The organism is Cytobacillus sp. C11.1, from assembly GCF_058145115.1.
Genome location: NZ_CM176935.1, coordinates 2,711,174 through 2,726,358 on the forward strand (window position 1 = coordinate 2,711,174; position 15,185 = coordinate 2,726,358).

Here is a 15,185-nt window from a genome sequence, read left to right on the forward strand (position 1 = left end):
GTGTTCATTGAGATAAATGAAGTTAATAAACAATATAGCGATAAAGAAAATCAGCCTGTAGATGTATTGAAGGGTATTAATCTTTCGGTTGACAAAGGTGAGTTTGTTTCGATATTAGGTCCATCCGGATGCGGGAAATCCACGCTTCTCTCGATCGTTGCAGGTTTGACTAAAACAACCTCCGGACAAATTATTATCGATGGAAATACCATCACTAAACCTGGCAAAGACAGGGGAATGGTTTTTCAGCAGGCTGCCCTATTTCCCTGGTTAACCGTTATGGAAAATGTTACGTTCCCTTTGAAAAAAGAAATGAAGAAGAAGGATGCAGAGGAAGCCGCACTAAAATACCTGCAAATGGTTCAGCTGGGGAAGTATTTATCACATTATCCCCATGAACTATCAGGGGGAATGCAGCAGCGGGTTGCAATCGCAAGAGCACTTGCCATGAATCCAGAGACACTTCTAATGGATGAACCTTTCGGTGCCCTAGATGAGCAAACCCGCTCCCGCTTACACGTGCAGCTTGAGAATATCTGGACCGAGACTAAGAAAACGATTCTGTTTGTCACTCATAGTATCTCTGAATCTATTAAGCTTTCAGATCGGATCATTGTGATGGGTACAAAACCGGGTACTATTTTACAGGACATCACTGTAGATATCCCAAGACCGCGTGAAGAATACAAAAAAGAAATGCTGGAGATTGAAGATCATATTATGAGCTATTTAAAGAAGGAAATTGACAAAGTCGTAAGTGAGGAACTTCAATATGCAAACAGCCATTAAACGAATTATCTTCTTCGCTGCCATCATTGCTTTTTGGGAGGCTGGTTCCCGGCTGGAGCTATGGCATCCGCTAATTTTCCCTTCTTTGTCCAGTGTTTTCAGCGCTTTGGTGGAAGGGTTTCAGGATAAAACGCTCATATATGATTTAATCGCGAGCTTTAAACGTCTTGCAGTAGGGTTGGCCATCAGCCTTGTAATCGGTACATTAATTGGCATTCTTCTTGGAAAATCGAAGACAGCCGATGACACATTGGGAGCTGTCATTCTTGCCCTGCAGAGTGTTCCGAGCATTGTGTGGCTGCCTATCGCTATTATGTGGTTCGGTCTAAATGAAAAGGCGGTTATTTTTGTAACTATCCTTGGCGGAACATTTGTAATGGCACTGAATATGCGGACAGGAATCAAGAATGTATCACCTTTATATATAAAAGCAGCACAAACCATGGGGGCAAATGGGATTGACCTATTCACAAGGGTTATCTTCCCAGCTTCTATACCATATGTCGTCACTGGATCCCGTCTTGCATGGGCATTCGCGTGGCGGGCATTGATGGCCGGTGAGCTTTTAAGCACTGGTCCAGGATTGGGATATACACTCCGATATGCTTCAGATTTTGGAAGAATGGATATTGTTATTGGCGTCATGATTATCATTGGTACGATTGGGATGATCGTCGACCAATTAATCTTCCAGCGCATTGAAAAGTCAGTTATAAAAAAATGGGGACTTGAGTCTTAATCAGGAGGGGTAAATATGAAAAAGGTATTTATATGGTTCGCTGTATTATTCACATTCGCGGGGCTGCTTGCAGGCTGCGGTTCATCTGAAAAGAGCAGCGGAAGCGAAAACAAAATTGTCATCGGATATTTTCCGAACATCAATCATGTCCCAGCAATGGTGGCAAAAGACCAGGGCTACTTTGAAAAGCAGCTTGGGGATGGAACAAAAGTGGAATATAAAACATTTGCTGAAGGCGGATCGTTTATGACAGCCCTTAAAACTGGCGACATTGATGCCGGTCTTGTTGGGCCAGGGCCAGCAATGAACAACTACTCAACTGGAGCAGATGTGAAAATCATCGCGGGAGCCTCGACTGGCGGGACGGTTGTCCTTGCGAGAGAAGGGGTAGAAATCAACTCCCTTGAAGATTTCCAAGGGAAAACGTTTATCACTCCAGGTGTTGGCTGCACACACGATGTTCAGTATGAAACGTATTTAGAAGAAGCTGGCATCACATCTGCCCGAATCGGCGGCACAATGAAGCATCTGACAGGTAACCCTGCTCAGTATGCAAGTATGCTGAAAACTGGAAAAGTTGATATTGCAGTTGCTCCTGAACCATGGGCAGCAGTAATTGAACAGGAAACAAATGCTCAAGTCGTAATCGGCTGGGATGAAGTATCCTTCGGTGAAACTTTACCGGCATCGGTATTAGTAGCAACTGGCGAAGCGGTAAAAAATAGCCCTGATAAAGTGCAGAAAATAGTAGACGCTCATAAGGACGCTGTAAAATTCATCGAAGAAAATCCCGAAGAGGCAAAAGCAATTACCATTAAAGATATTAAGGAAGTAACAGGCCAGGAGCTTGAAAAAGAAGTAGTAGACCGCGCCTGGGAAAGAATCGGATTCACCTATGAAGTGGACGCCGAAGCCATCCAAGCATTTGCTGATTCATCCTATACTTTAAAATTTCTTAAAGACAAACCTGAATTTAGCGAGCTTATTGCGAAAAACTTTATTCAGTAATAGGAATTTTTCACCGGAGCCCACATTGGGTTCCGGTTTTTTGATTTGAAGAATTTGGGATATGAAGCAGAGGAATTCCAGGTATCCACAAAGAGGGTAACGTAAAAACTTCAAGGAAGACGCAATCAAGAAGAAACGACGCAAAAAGGGCGTGATGGAGCAAAAGGGAGAGATGATGATAATTAAACTTCAGGAAATGAGGCCAAAAACACCCGAGACAACTTAATAACTCTATTTCTAAAAGTAGGTCTTCTTCAGATTCCGCGTGTAAATGGCGGACCCTGCGTAATTATATCCTACACTCATCCGCCATCACATCTGCAATAAGGTTTAACTTCCGCTCAAAAAAGGAAAAATACCATGCAAGTGGCACAATACAACTTAGAAACAGGAGTGGCGCAAAATATGAAAAAAGGAATGGGAGTTTTAATTGCCGTTATTGCGGTAGTTGTTGTGCTGGGGATGATGCTGATGTCCAGCTATAACGGATTTGTAAATGCAGAGGAAAATGTAGACCAGGCATATTCGCAAATTGAAAACCAGCTGCAGAGGAGGCTGGACTTAATACCGAACCTGGTGAATACGGTTAAAGGTTATGCTGCTCATGAAAAGGAGACGATTCAGGCAATTTCTGATGCTCGTGCGAGATTGGCCGGTGCTCGGTCTCCTGAAGAGGAAGCTGCAGCAAATGCCGAGTTATCAAGCGCTTTGAGCAGATTGCTTGTTGTGGTTGAAAACTATCCAAATTTAAAAGCGGACAAGCAATTTACTCAATTAATGGACGAGCTTGCCGGGACTGAAAATCGAATTTCCGTTGCCCGAAAGGATTACAATGAACAGGTTGCTGTGTATAACAAGAAAGTGAAAAGGTTTCCAGGTGCGATCGTAGCCGGAATTACTGGCTTTGATGAAAAAGAATACTTTAGGGCAGATCCGCTGGCTAATGAAGCGCCGGAAGTTGACTTTGGAGGAAATGGAGAATGACCATTCTCAGGGTCAGCTCGATCCTGCTAATATTGCTTTTAACAATAGGGGTATTGCCAGCTCATTCAGATGACCACATATCCCAGCGGGTCGGGGACATTTATGTTCAGGATTTTGCAAATGTTCTTAATGACCAGGAGAAGTATGAATTAAATCATTTAGGCAGGCAGATCGAGGATCAGACTTCTGCGCAGATTGCTGTCCTTACCGTTAATACGACCGGAGGCAGGACCATTGAAGAGTACGCAAATGAAGCTTTTCGAACATATGGAATAGGAAGCGCTGCAGAAAATAATGGTGTTTTATTAGTAGTTGCCATGGAGGATCGTCAGGTTCGAATTGAGGTTGGATATGGACTTGAAGGGCGGATTCCCGATGGAAAAGCCGGCAGAATCCTAGATCAGTATACAATCCCGTATCTTCAGGCAGGACAGCCGAATAAGGCAATTGTTGAAACCTATAAGATTCTTGCACAGGAGGCTGCCGGTGAAAATATTGTTCAGGGCAATGGCGGAAATGCCAATGCCGAAACCCAAGACACTGGGGTGGGCATTCCATCCTGGCTGCTCATCATTATTGTTATCGGCTTTTTATTCCTTGATATTAAATTTTTTGGCGGAGCATTTTCATATGCCATTTTATCCATCCTCTCAAGAGGCGGCGGGGGTGGACGCGGCGGTCCCCGAGGAGGGGGAGGCGGTTCTTCCGGAGGCGGAGGCGCCAGCCGCGGCTGGTAATGCAGCATAAAAAAGGAGTGGAGAATATCATTTCTCCACTCCTTTTTAATTATGGCTGTTTTCTAAAAGATTGTTGTTTTTGAATAGATTTGTGAATAAAACACTAAATAACGCCGGTTGATTGGAGCGTAAGGTGCGAGCTCCTCGAAAATGCTACCGCATTTCCTTCGTGCGGTGTTTATTCAAGGAAGCTTATTCAAAGTCCTGCGGGAGGAGTGGGACAGGTGAGACCCCACAGGCGCTGCGCGCCGAGGAGGCTCACCGCCCACCCCGCGGAAGCTTGAGCATCCTGGAGCGGAAATCAACCTCTCTTAAATTCTTGTTTAAAAAGCAACAAAGTTTATTTAATTCCTGTTACACAGACAGCTAACACTGGGCGTGCATTCTTATAAGAAACAGATATGGAATGGAAGCCGGCTGCTTCCATATCTGCTTTAATTACCTGTCCCAGACTATTCGTTATCCTTTCATTTGCTCCTTCTTCTCGCGGCTGCACAGTAATCGCGATTTTTCCCTTGCTTTCAAGCATTCCGTATAAATAATGCAGGGATTCTCTTGGTTTGGTCCACAAAGGATAATTGTTAACAGAGAGATCTTGTTATATTTTTTATCCGGAAAGAAATCATGTATATCCTTTACGAATAACCTGACTTTCCCTTGTTGGATACAATCGTCATTCAGCTTTGCGGCAGCTGATTTCATATCTCTTGAAACGTCGACTCCATCAGCTTCCACATGGCGGTAATTGTCCATAATATAACGAATGCTGTATCCGGGACCGTAACCTACCTCTAAAATCGAATCTCTGCGTTTTATCTTGAGTTTTCCTACTGTCCATTTATTAATTTTTCGGTTTTCAAAATACATAATTTTGCCTGCAAGTTTACCCATTATTCCTTCAGGTTTTTCAAATTGTTTTGCCAAAATATCAAACATGTCTCTCACCTCGTTGCGTAATACTTATATTTAATCCTTTTTTAGGGTTTCTAAACCTATTTCTGTTAAACTTGGCTGCTGATTTTCGATCCATGCATCCTCTTCTCCGCAGATGGTCCGGGAGCATCCTCTAGCATTAAGCCTGCAGGGACTCCCTTTGACTCGCTTGTCCCGCTGGCACTTACAATAAGCTTTCTGAGGAACGCGCGACTTCCGTAATAATCAACAGGGTGCAACACAGAGCTTTAACAAAGTATTCTGTTTAGTATGTAAGGGGATAAATATTTTTTTACAGGAAAAGGTACTAATATGAAAAATGATTGGAGGAAGTCCAGTGATTTATGGCGAGGAACAATATCGTAATGACTTAAACCGATATATTGGCAATATAGATCAGCAGCTTCATTCACTTTCCAAAACACTGGAGGACTTCAACTGCTGTATTTTATCCGATTTTGAAAGATTGCAGAAAATGGTGACAGATGCCCACAATATTGCTTCCACTTATTATTTGCAGTCTTATTTATCACCATATACAAAGGAATATTCAAACTTGTCATTGGCAGCCCAGCATTTATCGGAAAAAAGGCATGGCGGGCTCATTGTGGTGGAAAGAAAACAGCCGCTTGATGATTATATGCATAATGGAACGCCAATCGGTGCAAAGGTTAGCCATACCTTGCTGGAAACGATCTTTTATCCCGGAAATCCCCTCCATGATGGAGGGACCCTAATAAGAGAAGATATGATTGTCTCGGCAGGCAACATTTTACCTCTAGCAAGGAAAAGCATAGAGGGGAAGAAACTCGGGACAAGGCATCGGGCTGCCTTGGGAATTACAGAGAAAACAGATGCGGTTGTCATTATTGTTTCTGAGGAAACAGGACGAATTTCATTTGCTGTTGATGCTCAGCTTTATACAGTGAGAACATAAAAAATCCCCCATAACCGGGGGATTCCATATTACTTCTTGTTAATTTGTTTACCGCTTTTCTTCTGGCTTTGGGAGTTATTGTTCCCGATCTGGAACTCGCTTCCTAGCTCAATATCATTTCTTTTATCCTGCTTTTCAATTTGTTCTCTCGTTTGGTTTGCATTTTGTCTGCCTTGTTTTGTCATGTCAAATCCTCCTTTAAATAAAGTGCTCAACAGTTTTAATATGCTCCATCTTGCAAAATAGATTAATGTCTTCAGTAAAAAACCGGAAAAAAATTTTAACTTGCAGGATTACATATTTTGATTTATCGTAAGGGTATTTCAAAGACATAATGAATTGGTGAGTCAAATGAACTGGATTAAGGAAAAAATCAATGCTTTAACACCAACACAGCTAATCGTCTCTTTCTATGTTGTCGCAGTATCGATTTCTGTTGTTTTATTAAGTTTGCCTGTCGCTCATAAACCGGGGATGACCTGGTCTTTTACAGATGCCTTGTTTACCGCGGTTAGTGCAGTAAGTGTAACTGGGCTTTCCGTTGTATCAACAGTAGATATATTCAGTACCACGGGTATTTTCTTTTTAATGTTCATTCTTCAGTTTGGCGGTATTGGCATTATGACGCTTGGAACCTTTTTATGGCTGGTAGTCAGAAAAAGGATTGGCCTTAAAGAGAGGCGCTTGATAATGATCGATCAAAATCAGACCAATCTGGCTGGACTGGTTGTATTGGTTAAACAAATCCTGCTTTTGATCCTTGCAATTGAATTCACTGGCGCATTAATACTTGGCTTTTATTTTCTTAATTACTACCCAACTTGGCAGGAAGCATTCCTGCAAGGGGCATTCGCTTCTGTAAGTGCCACCACAAATGCAGGCTTCGATATTACAGGCTCATCACTTGTGCCATTTGCAAATGACTATTTTGTGCAATCGATTAATATTCTTTTACTTACTCTAGGTGCGATCGGATTTCCTGTTTTAATAGAGTTAAAAGCCTTTTTATCTAATAAAGACAAATTCTTCAGGTTTACGCTATATACGAAATTAACAACTCTTACCTTTTTCTTTTTAATGCTTTTAGGTACCATTTTAATTCTGTTATTGGAATTTAATCACTTTTTTAAGGGTAAAGAGTGGCATGAAGCTTTCTTCTATGCGTTTTTTCAATCTTCGACAACAAGGAATGGGGGATTGGCGACAATGGATGTTGCCCAATTTTCTGAACCGACTTTGCTTGTGATTAGCTTTTTGATGTTTATTGGTGCCTCTCCAAGCTCTGTAGGGGGAGGTGTCCGGACAACCACATTCGCTCTTAATGCTTTGCATATTTATCATTTTGCCAAAGGGAAGAAGACGATTAAAATCTTCAAAAGAGAGATTCATGAGGAGGACGTAAATAAATCTGTCATTGTCACAATGATGGCTGTTGGGCTCTGTTTTATCGCAGTTATTCTTTTATCCATATCAGAAAAATTTACTCTCATGCAAATAATCTTTGAAGTATGTTCCGCCTTCGGGACAACGGGTTTGTCGATGGGAATTACTCCTGATCTAAGCACATTCGGGAAATACGTTATTATTGCTCTTATGTTTATCGGAAGAATTGGAATCCTATCCTTCTTGTTCCTTATCAATAAACATGAGCAGTACGATGATAACTACCATTACCCTAAAGAGAGAATTATCGTTGGCTAACAGGATTGTTTTAGAATGGAGGTAGGTTTAATGTGCGGGCGTTTTACCCTAACAGAGACAATTAATAAACTTCAAATGACATTTGAATTTGAATATTCAGGGGGCGAGATTGTTCCCAGGTATAATATTGCACCTAGCCAGAATATATTAACGATCATTGGCAGCGGGGAGCAGCGGATTGGCAAACAGATGAAGTGGGGACTTGTGCCTTTTTGGGCCAAAGACGAAAAAATTGGCTATAAAATGATTAATGCCAGAGCGGAAGGCATTGATTCAAAGCCCAGTTTTAAAAAACCTTTTAAAAGCAAAAGGTGCCTTATCCCGGCTGACGGCTTTTATGAATGGAAGAAAACAGAGGAAGGAAAACAGCCTTACAGATTTATTATAAAGAATGAGTTGCCCTTTGCTTTTGCTGGAGTATGGGATACGTGGGATAAAGGCGATAATCCCCTAATGAGCTGTACAATCATTACAACAGTCCCTAATGAAGTAACAGAAGAAGTCCATGATCGGATGCCGGTCATATTAAAAGAAAGCGATTTTGAGGATTGGCTTAATCCCAACTTTGATGATACTGAATACTTGAAATCATTACTAGTTCCTTATCCGGCTGAGAAAATGGATAAGTATCCGGTATCATCTAAAGTTAATTCTCCTAAAAATGAGCTGGCAGAATTGATTTCCCCGCTTAATAGTTTATAAAAAAGGACGCCGCCGGGGCGTCCTTCTTCTTATCCTCTGCTTACAAACATCGGCAGGTCCGTATGTCCCATCTCACGAACATAAACAAATAAGTTGCCTTTATGATGGATTTCATGGTCCATGGCAATCTGAAGAAGCTGGCTTCCTGTTAACTCCATTCCAAAGATCAACTTCATATCAATGCTTCTTTCCAATTCCTCATTTGTCAGTGAAGATATTAAATCTTTTGTCTTTTCTGTGAGGCTCGCAGCTGCTTCAGATAGATTCTGCGGCACGTCATCCAATTTTTCTCCAAAGACCGCTCCATTTCCTTCTTTTACGGTTCTTGCAAACATGTAAAAGGAAGTGAGCATATGAGTGACTAATTTTCCCGCAGGCATGCTTGTTTCAGTTGGTTTGTAATCATAATTTGCCGCTTCAATTTTTCCGACAAGTTCATTTGTTACGCTGCGATGCGATAAAAAATAATTTAAAAGCTTTTGTGATCTTTCCATCCTAATCCCTCCTGGAATGAATACTTCGTATAACATTTTCAACTGCAATCTTAAAAATCCTACCATGAAATTTTCTTTTTCGGAATTTATCTGCCTTTAGCCTGGTATGTTTCTGCAATAATCATTACTTCCGTGCAGGATCTGGCAGGAATTTTACAATATTCGTGGAATAAATTAACAGAGTATAAAAGATTTTGAAGGATCTCTGCAAAACAGCCATAGTGTTCATAAAGGGGGGAGATTCCAGCATGGGAAAAAAGAAAAAGAAAAGCCATGTGCCATTTAGGGTCAATTTATTATTCTTTGCAGTTTTTATCCTATTTTCATTGCTTATCTTAAGGCTGGGTGTTGTTCAGATTGTCAATGGTGAGACATATAAAAAGGAAGTTGAGCGGACAGAAGACGTCATCGTGTCCAACCCGGTTCCAAGGGGAAGGATGCTGGACAGGAATCATCAGCTGATTGTTGATAATGTCCCAAAAAGTGCGATTACGTACACAAACCGGAATGCCAAACAGGAAGAAATGGTGGAGGTTGCAGAACGGCTGGCTGTGCTGATTGATAAAAAGCCTGATAAGGTAAGGGAACGTGATAAAAAGGATTTTTGGATCATGAGAAATCCTGAAGCTGTTAAAGAAAAAATTACTGAAGAGGAATGGGAGCTTTTTGAAAACAAAAAGCTCACCAATAAAAAAATCTATGAGATGCAGCTTGAAAGAATTACAGATGAAGATCTTAATCAGCTAAGTGAACAAGATCTTGAGGTTCTCGCAATCTATAGAGAGTTTACAAGCGGCTATGCCATGACACCTCAAATTGTAAAAAATGAGAGTGTAACACCTGAAGAATACGCGGCTGTCAGTGAAAACCTGCAATATTTGCCGGGAGTCAATACCACTACAGATTGGGATCGTACATACGCTTTTGGCAATACACTTCAAACAGTTCTCGGGAAAGTTACAGATTCTAACGAGGGGCTTCCTGAGGAGCGGCTGGATTATTTTCTTGCAAGAGATTACAGCAGAAATGAACGGGTAGGGAAAAGCTATCTTGAAATGCAATATGAAGATGTCCTTCATGGACAAAAATCAAAAGAACGGCTTATTACAAAAAAAGGTGAAATTCTTGGAAGTGATATGGTTTCGGAAGGTAAGAGAGGAAAAGACCTTGTACTTACGATTGATATGGATCTCCAGAGGGCAGTGGAAAAAGTATTGGAAGAGGAAATATGGAAGGCAAAACGGACGGGCGGAACCTATTTAATGGATCGTGCATTTGTTGTGTTAATGGATCCCCATACAGGAGAAGTCATGACGATGGCTGGAAAGATGATCGGCAAAGATAAAGACGGCAAGACCGTTCTGCAGGATTATGCGCTTGGAACAATCGCCTCCTCATATAATGTTGGTTCATCAGTTAAGGGAGCAACGGTTTTGACAGGATATAAAACAGGTGCCATTACTCCAGGAACAACTTTCTTGGACGCTCCAATGAAAATTGCAGGAACTCCGCAGGTGAAAAAATCCTGGTTTAATTTTCAGGCTGTCATGAACGAGACCAGGGCTTTGCGTATTTCCTCCAATGTTTATATGTTTAAAACAGCTGTCGAAATTGCGGATGCACGATATGCTTATGATCAGCCTCTTGGTTTTAAAAATCCAAGGGCCTTTGAAGATATGAGAGATTCCTTCGGTCAGTTTGGTCTCGGGGTCAGGACTGGCATTGACTTGCCAAATGAGATGGCAGGGTATGAAGGTCCGCTTCGGTTGCCTGGCTTCCTGCTTGACCTTGCAATTGGCCAGTATGATACCTATACTCCAATGCAAATGGCACAATATATATCAACCATTGCGAATGGGGGCTACCGAATTCAGCCGCGCCTTGTAAAAGAAATTCGAGAGCCATCTAATGTGCAAAGCGAATTAGGGCCAATTTGGAAGGATATTCAGCCAACTGTTCTGAATACAATCGATGTGACGGATAGAGAGCTAAGCACTGTGAAAGAAGGATTAAGGCAGGTTATGCAGCATCCGGAAGGAACAGCATACAGACGATTTGCTGATGCTCCTTATTCTCCGGCTGGAAAAACAGGTACAGCGGAGGCTTTTTACGATGGACCTCTTAGAAAAAAAGGAGATCCCCTAATTGATGTGATGAATTTAAGCCTGGTTGCCTATGCACCGCATAACAATCCTGAAATTGCCATGTCTGTTATTGTTCCGTGGGCGTATCAGGGCCGAAGCGGACATACAGCCAACTATGAAATAGGCAGAAGGGTTTTGGATACCTATTTTGCATTGAAAAAGCAGCGGATGTCCGGAGGAAAACAAGTACTGCCTGCCGAAGAAAAAGAAGAGAATACAGAAATAGGAGAATCCTAATTTCTTATTATTTCTAAAAGGATAGCTAAGATCGATCAAGGATGGCCATTTCATGGCATGCCGCCGAAACTGCATTTATAGAAGAAAAGCCTTTCCTTATTGGGAAGGGCTTTTCTTGTGCACAAATTTATTCTTTACATGCCGGAAGTTCTCTTTTAATTTAAACTGTTTTTCACTTTTTCCAAAAATTTTACGGTTAACGATAAATTGAATTGTTTCTTCCAAAATAGCCAAGATTATAATAGGAATGGAGATGATCAGAATCCAAAACCACATGCTTCTGCTCCTTTCATCCGAATCAACATACTTTTATATATTCAAAAATCCAGAAGGAATGAACGAATTGGAGTTTTTTTCCTTAGGCAAAAGGGATATTTAATGAAGTACCTGCCCGATGAGTCTGATATCATCCAGGAGAACCTGTTTCATTTTCTCATCACGGCATTTGTAATAATCATTAAACAGACGACCAATTTCTTTAATAAACGCCAAATACTCTGTTTCCTTAATCATCTATCAAGCTCCCGTTCTAGTTGTTATTTTACTTATAACCTATTTTTAGTACCATAAACAGTTTATTGAAAATAAATTTACCATTTTAACAGCAGCTGCTGTAGTTTAAGAAAAGGACATTGGGGAAAGTAATTTTAAAAAGGAGGTCGCTATCATGAAAACAATTAACGTCGAGCTTCAATACGATGAAAAGGAATTGAATAAGGACCAAACAAAGGTATTTGATCATTTGAAGGAACAGCTGGGTGGAACAGGTTTTCATGTTGTAACGATCATGGAAAATGATAAATATCTTCAAGAGCATTCTGGCCTTCCAAACCAAAAGAAAAATAAAGTACTGCCATCACAGCCTGAAGGAGCTGACCCTGATATCAATTCAAGCGGTGCAGGGGGTATGGTGTCCCCTGATTCTAGTGATAGTAAATATACTTAAACAAAAACGAGCCTTAGTCTTATTCAAGACTAGGGCTTTTTTTTATTTGGCTATGTTAAAGCTATAAGCTGATTTGCATGTGTTATTTGGAGCGGAAATCTACACTCAAGTTAACAGAACAAAAAAAGGAATTAAAAGTTTTGGATAGAATTAACAATAGGAGAATTTAATTGAAGGGGGATTTTTAATGAAACAAAAGCTGCTAAGGGTTGGAACAGCCTACATACCTGTTACAAATGTTAGTAACTCACTAAAATGGTATACGGATAAACTCGGAGCCGTTGAGAGCTACAAAGATGAAAAGGGGAAAATGGCCATTATCAATATGGCCAGCCAAAGTTTCTTCCTTGTTGAGTCTCCTGAACAAGAGAGCATGAACTTTTTTGATTCTGAAGGTAACAAGCGTTTTTCTCTTACTTTTGAAGTAGATGGTCTCGCGCAATTGGAAGGTTTGCATGAAGAGCTTCTTTTACAAAATGTTAAAATAGGTGAGATTGAAAACCGCGGACATCCAGGCCGAAATTTTGTTTTTTCCGATCCGGACGGAAACCTTTTCGATGTCTGGAGTGAATTAAGCCCTAGCTTTAAAAAGCGTATATGATGGAAAAAGAGCAGACATTAAACAGGGTCTGCTCTTTTCTTTAGGCTCTTTTCTCAAAGAGTGTTGTTTTTAAATAAATCTGTGAATAAAAAATGAAAATAAGCTTGGTTGATTGGAGCGCAAGGTGCGAGACTCCAGCGGGAGGAGTGGGACAGGTGAGACCCCACAGGTGCTACGCACCGAGGAGGCTCACCGCCCGCCCCGCGGAAAGCGAGCATCCTGGAGCGGAAATCAACCTCACCTCACCACTTGTTTAAAAAGCAACAAAGTTTACGAAAACAGCCTTTCTTTAAGTATTGATAGTTGTACAGCTCTCGCTCTGCTTTTTTATTAGCAATTATCCGATTTATGAAGATGAAGCGGAGGAGGAATAAGCCAGCCTTTTTCTTTATTCATACGGAGAACCTTAACACCCAGGGCAGCTTTTTGTGTATGGAATTGGCCGAACATGCCGGCAATGTCCTCACGAATACATTGGCCCATAATTGTACTGCATCCAACCAATCCTGCTGCGATGTCCCCGGATAATTTGGCAGCTACTTCAGGATCCATAAACCTTGCACCAGCTGGAATATCATTCACACATGCATCAGGGCGATCCGGCGGTGCTGGAGGCAGCCCAACCCCGTTCTCCTTTAAGAGTGCCTCGATTTGTTCTTCTTCTTGCTTGGAAAGGCGGATAGCTTCTTCAAGCAATTTCTTCAAGTCTTCATCTCCAGAATGGCTAAGCATCGTTTGATAGGCTGATGCCATGCCCTTGCCTGCCAACAAGTAGGACCAGGCACTATAGACCTCGCCATAGTGCATCGGCTCGTCTTTCGGATTACCGCTTAAAATACCCATTGTATACCTCCTGAAAAAATTCATGATATGTGCCACCTTCCTAAAATTGCACAGGTATATTATGCCCAAAGGCAAATTTAAAATGCTTTCTAAAAATGAAGAGGAGGGGGTTAAAGTCCGTCCATTTGTGGTAAATACCCATAAAAGAAAGAGGAGATGAAATCATGGAACATGCTAAAAAGCCATACTATATAGATATTGAAAATGCTCAAGTATATCCTGTACCAGATGAAACTGCTGACTGGCAGTTTAAAATTTTTGCTACAGATAAAGAAATAGCAAAATTAGCCGATTATATCAGACAAAATTATGACGCGGATATGAAAACATTTGAACTTGCACATGTTCCATTGGTGGAGGATAAGGAAGAAACTCAAAATCACAAATATGATGCCACAATGGAAGGGATATATCGGATGATTTATGAGTTAGGTGATGACCAAACTCGCAGGAATATTGAAGAGATGGGTATTTTAAGCAGATAATTAAATATATTAGGAAGGAATGCGGCTATTTTGGCCGTGTTTTTTCGTCTTAAGGGGATTTTTTTTAGGAAATGGGACAAAAAATGCTTTTTAGTAAAACTATAGGTGTCTGGCTGGTTACCTAAAAAGCTTTTTCAAAGCGAAAAATAAATTTATCAACGAAAAATCAATTTTATTAACGAAAATTAGGATATATCAACGAAAACAGGGATTATTTTAACGAATTCTTCAATATATCAACGAATGAATCCAAATCAACAGGCCAGTTTAACAGAGCCTTAGGGTAAATAAAAAGAACCATCTCTCCTGTCTCGATCAGAAAAGCGGTTCTTATATTTGCAACTATATAATTTATCTTTCTTGGTCTTCGTTTGTCTTGTACGCATATCCTCAAATGCAAATGGACTGCGGTTTGATTCAGGATTTCTTTTTCCCTCGCGAACAGCTTTATCACGGAATTTTTTTGCAGCTGATTTAGCCATAATAACAACTCCTTCGAAAAGATTAAGTTCATTTTATCATATGCAAAAGGTCGCCTGCACTTTTTTAAGCAGGAGGGATCACGTTTGTTAAAAGCAAAACAAAAAAAGCCAATCCAACAATAAGGAAAATCGCAGAACCCAGAACAACATTATTTGGCCTGAAGTGAAACTCTTCACGCTTTGTTAAAAATCCAGTTCGGGCACTTGTTGTGATGTCAATAAACCTCGTGACTGTTCCTCCGCTCCCAGAGAACCATACACTTAAAGCGGTAAAAACCACTCCTGCAAAAAACATAACTTCTATAAATCGAATGGATAATGCTCTCGAAATAAAGAGGGTAATCACAAATTCCACCAATAATGTAATGAGCAGTATAATCAAATTCCTTTTCATCAGCCCGCCTCCTCATGTGATATACGAAT

General features: G+C 40.8%; 20 protein-coding genes. 12 read left to right on the forward strand and 8 right to left on the reverse strand.

Going from position 1 to position 15,185, the window contains the following annotated elements:
* The 5 genes from AC3ZVC_RS13515 (at nucleotide 1) to AC3ZVC_RS13535 (ending at nucleotide 4,257) form a co-directional block, all read left to right on the forward strand.
* Nucleotides 1-789 carry an ABC transporter ATP-binding protein gene (locus AC3ZVC_RS13515; RefSeq protein ID WP_490063760.1) on the forward strand — a complete coding sequence of 263 codons (789 nt, stop codon included), beginning with the start codon at nucleotides 1-3 and terminating at the stop codon, nucleotides 787-789.
* On the forward strand, nucleotides 773-1,528 hold the full coding sequence (locus tag AC3ZVC_RS13520; protein WP_214726503.1) for an ABC transporter permease: 756 nt from the start codon (nucleotides 773-775) through the stop codon (nucleotides 1,526-1,528). The genes AC3ZVC_RS13515 and AC3ZVC_RS13520 overlap by 17 nt, the downstream gene beginning before the upstream one ends.
* A 15-nt stretch (nucleotides 1,529-1,543) precedes the next feature.
* Complete coding sequence (locus tag AC3ZVC_RS13525; protein WP_490063761.1) at nucleotides 1,544-2,536, forward strand: aliphatic sulfonate ABC transporter substrate-binding protein; 993 nt, start codon at nucleotides 1,544-1,546, stop codon at nucleotides 2,534-2,536.
* 405 nt (nucleotides 2,537-2,941) lie between these two features.
* Nucleotides 2,942-3,520, forward strand: a complete 579-nt coding sequence (locus AC3ZVC_RS13530) for a LemA family protein (protein WP_490063762.1) — start codon at nucleotides 2,942-2,944, stop codon at nucleotides 3,518-3,520.
* On the forward strand, nucleotides 3,517-4,257 hold the full coding sequence (locus tag AC3ZVC_RS13535) for a TPM domain-containing protein (protein WP_490063763.1): 741 nt from the start codon (nucleotides 3,517-3,519) through the stop codon (nucleotides 4,255-4,257). The genes AC3ZVC_RS13530 and AC3ZVC_RS13535 overlap by 4 nt, the downstream gene beginning before the upstream one ends.
* 459 nt (nucleotides 4,258-4,716) lie before the next feature.
* Here AC3ZVC_RS13535 and AC3ZVC_RS13540 read toward each other — a convergent pair whose 3' ends face one another.
* The gene (locus tag AC3ZVC_RS13540) at nucleotides 4,717-5,193 is read right to left on the reverse strand and encodes an SAM-dependent methyltransferase (RefSeq protein ID WP_490063764.1); all 477 of its coding nucleotides are present in this window, start codon (nucleotides 5,191-5,193) and stop codon (nucleotides 4,717-4,719) included.
* Nucleotides 5,194-5,527: 334 nt separating this feature from the next.
* On the opposite strand from AC3ZVC_RS13540, the gene cdaS reads away from it, so the two are divergent.
* Nucleotides 5,528-6,127, forward strand: coding sequence for a sporulation-specific diadenylate cyclase CdaS (gene cdaS / locus AC3ZVC_RS13545; RefSeq protein WP_490063765.1), 600 nt, complete (start codon nucleotides 5,528-5,530; stop codon nucleotides 6,125-6,127).
* A gap of 29 nt (nucleotides 6,128-6,156) precedes the next feature.
* Here the strand turns inward: cdaS and AC3ZVC_RS13550 are convergent, their stop codons facing one another.
* A complete protein-coding gene (locus tag AC3ZVC_RS13550; RefSeq protein ID WP_214726497.1) occupies nucleotides 6,157-6,312 on the reverse strand; it encodes a hypothetical protein in 156 nt (51 codons plus the stop codon).
* Between the two features lie 166 nt (nucleotides 6,313-6,478).
* On the opposite strand from AC3ZVC_RS13550, the gene AC3ZVC_RS13555 reads away from it, so the two are divergent.
* Nucleotides 6,479-7,828, forward strand: a complete 1,350-nt coding sequence (locus AC3ZVC_RS13555; protein ID WP_490063766.1) for a TrkH family potassium uptake protein — start codon at nucleotides 6,479-6,481, stop codon at nucleotides 7,826-7,828.
* Between the two features lie 30 nt (nucleotides 7,829-7,858).
* Nucleotides 7,859-8,530, forward strand: a complete 672-nt coding sequence (locus AC3ZVC_RS13560; protein WP_490068928.1) for an SOS response-associated peptidase — start codon at nucleotides 7,859-7,861, stop codon at nucleotides 8,528-8,530.
* 29 nt (nucleotides 8,531-8,559) lie between these two features.
* On the opposite strand, the gene AC3ZVC_RS13565 is transcribed toward AC3ZVC_RS13560, so the two are convergent.
* Nucleotides 8,560-9,024 carry a DinB family protein gene (locus AC3ZVC_RS13565; protein ID WP_490063767.1) on the reverse strand — a complete coding sequence of 155 codons (465 nt, stop codon included), beginning with the start codon at nucleotides 9,022-9,024 and terminating at the stop codon, nucleotides 8,560-8,562.
* Between the two features lie 248 nt (nucleotides 9,025-9,272).
* Here AC3ZVC_RS13565 and AC3ZVC_RS13570 point away from each other — a divergent pair, with 248 nt between their 5' ends.
* Nucleotides 9,273-11,405 carry a peptidoglycan D,D-transpeptidase FtsI family protein gene (locus AC3ZVC_RS13570; protein ID WP_490063768.1) on the forward strand — a complete coding sequence of 711 codons (2,133 nt, stop codon included), beginning with the start codon at nucleotides 9,273-9,275 and terminating at the stop codon, nucleotides 11,403-11,405.
* 96 nt (nucleotides 11,406-11,501) lie between these two features.
* On the opposite strand, the gene AC3ZVC_RS13575 is transcribed toward AC3ZVC_RS13570, so the two are convergent.
* Together AC3ZVC_RS13575 and AC3ZVC_RS13580 are read right to left on the reverse strand one after the other, a co-directional pair.
* Nucleotides 11,502-11,681: a hypothetical protein gene (locus tag AC3ZVC_RS13575; protein WP_214726494.1), complete on the reverse strand. Its 180-nt coding sequence runs from the start codon at nucleotides 11,679-11,681 to the stop codon at nucleotides 11,502-11,504.
* A 99-nt stretch (nucleotides 11,682-11,780) separates the two neighbouring features.
* Nucleotides 11,781-11,918, reverse strand: a complete 138-nt coding sequence (locus AC3ZVC_RS13580) for a hypothetical protein (RefSeq protein ID WP_490063769.1) — start codon at nucleotides 11,916-11,918, stop codon at nucleotides 11,781-11,783.
* Between the two features lie 154 nt (nucleotides 11,919-12,072).
* Between AC3ZVC_RS13580 and AC3ZVC_RS13585 the strand changes: the two genes are divergently transcribed.
* Together AC3ZVC_RS13585 and AC3ZVC_RS13590 are read left to right on the forward strand one after the other, a co-directional pair.
* Nucleotides 12,073-12,351 (forward strand): hypothetical protein, encoded by a 279-nt coding sequence (locus tag AC3ZVC_RS13585; RefSeq protein WP_490063770.1) that lies wholly within the window; start codon nucleotides 12,073-12,075, stop codon nucleotides 12,349-12,351.
* 187 nt (nucleotides 12,352-12,538) lie between these two features.
* Complete coding sequence (locus AC3ZVC_RS13590; RefSeq protein WP_490063771.1) at nucleotides 12,539-12,952, forward strand: VOC family protein; 414 nt, start codon at nucleotides 12,539-12,541, stop codon at nucleotides 12,950-12,952.
* A 330-nt stretch (nucleotides 12,953-13,282) separates the two neighbouring features.
* On the opposite strand, the gene AC3ZVC_RS13595 is transcribed toward AC3ZVC_RS13590, so the two are convergent.
* On the reverse strand, nucleotides 13,283-13,795 hold the full coding sequence (locus AC3ZVC_RS13595) for a DUF3231 family protein (RefSeq protein WP_490068929.1): 513 nt from the start codon (nucleotides 13,793-13,795) through the stop codon (nucleotides 13,283-13,285).
* Between the two features lie 164 nt (nucleotides 13,796-13,959).
* Between AC3ZVC_RS13595 and AC3ZVC_RS13600 the strand changes: the two genes are divergently transcribed.
* Nucleotides 13,960-14,280: a hydrolase gene (locus AC3ZVC_RS13600; RefSeq protein ID WP_490063772.1), complete on the forward strand. Its 321-nt coding sequence runs from the start codon at nucleotides 13,960-13,962 to the stop codon at nucleotides 14,278-14,280.
* A gap of 278 nt (nucleotides 14,281-14,558) precedes the next feature.
* Here the strand turns inward: AC3ZVC_RS13600 and AC3ZVC_RS13605 are convergent, their stop codons facing one another.
* Both AC3ZVC_RS13605 and AC3ZVC_RS13610 read right to left on the reverse strand, forming a co-directional pair.
* The gene (locus tag AC3ZVC_RS13605) at nucleotides 14,559-14,762 is read right to left on the reverse strand and encodes a hypothetical protein (RefSeq protein WP_490063773.1); all 204 of its coding nucleotides are present in this window, start codon (nucleotides 14,760-14,762) and stop codon (nucleotides 14,559-14,561) included.
* Between the two features lie 64 nt (nucleotides 14,763-14,826).
* Complete coding sequence (locus AC3ZVC_RS13610) at nucleotides 14,827-15,156, reverse strand: hypothetical protein (protein WP_490063774.1); 330 nt, start codon at nucleotides 15,154-15,156, stop codon at nucleotides 14,827-14,829.
* Nucleotides 15,157-15,185 lie beyond the last annotated feature (29 nt).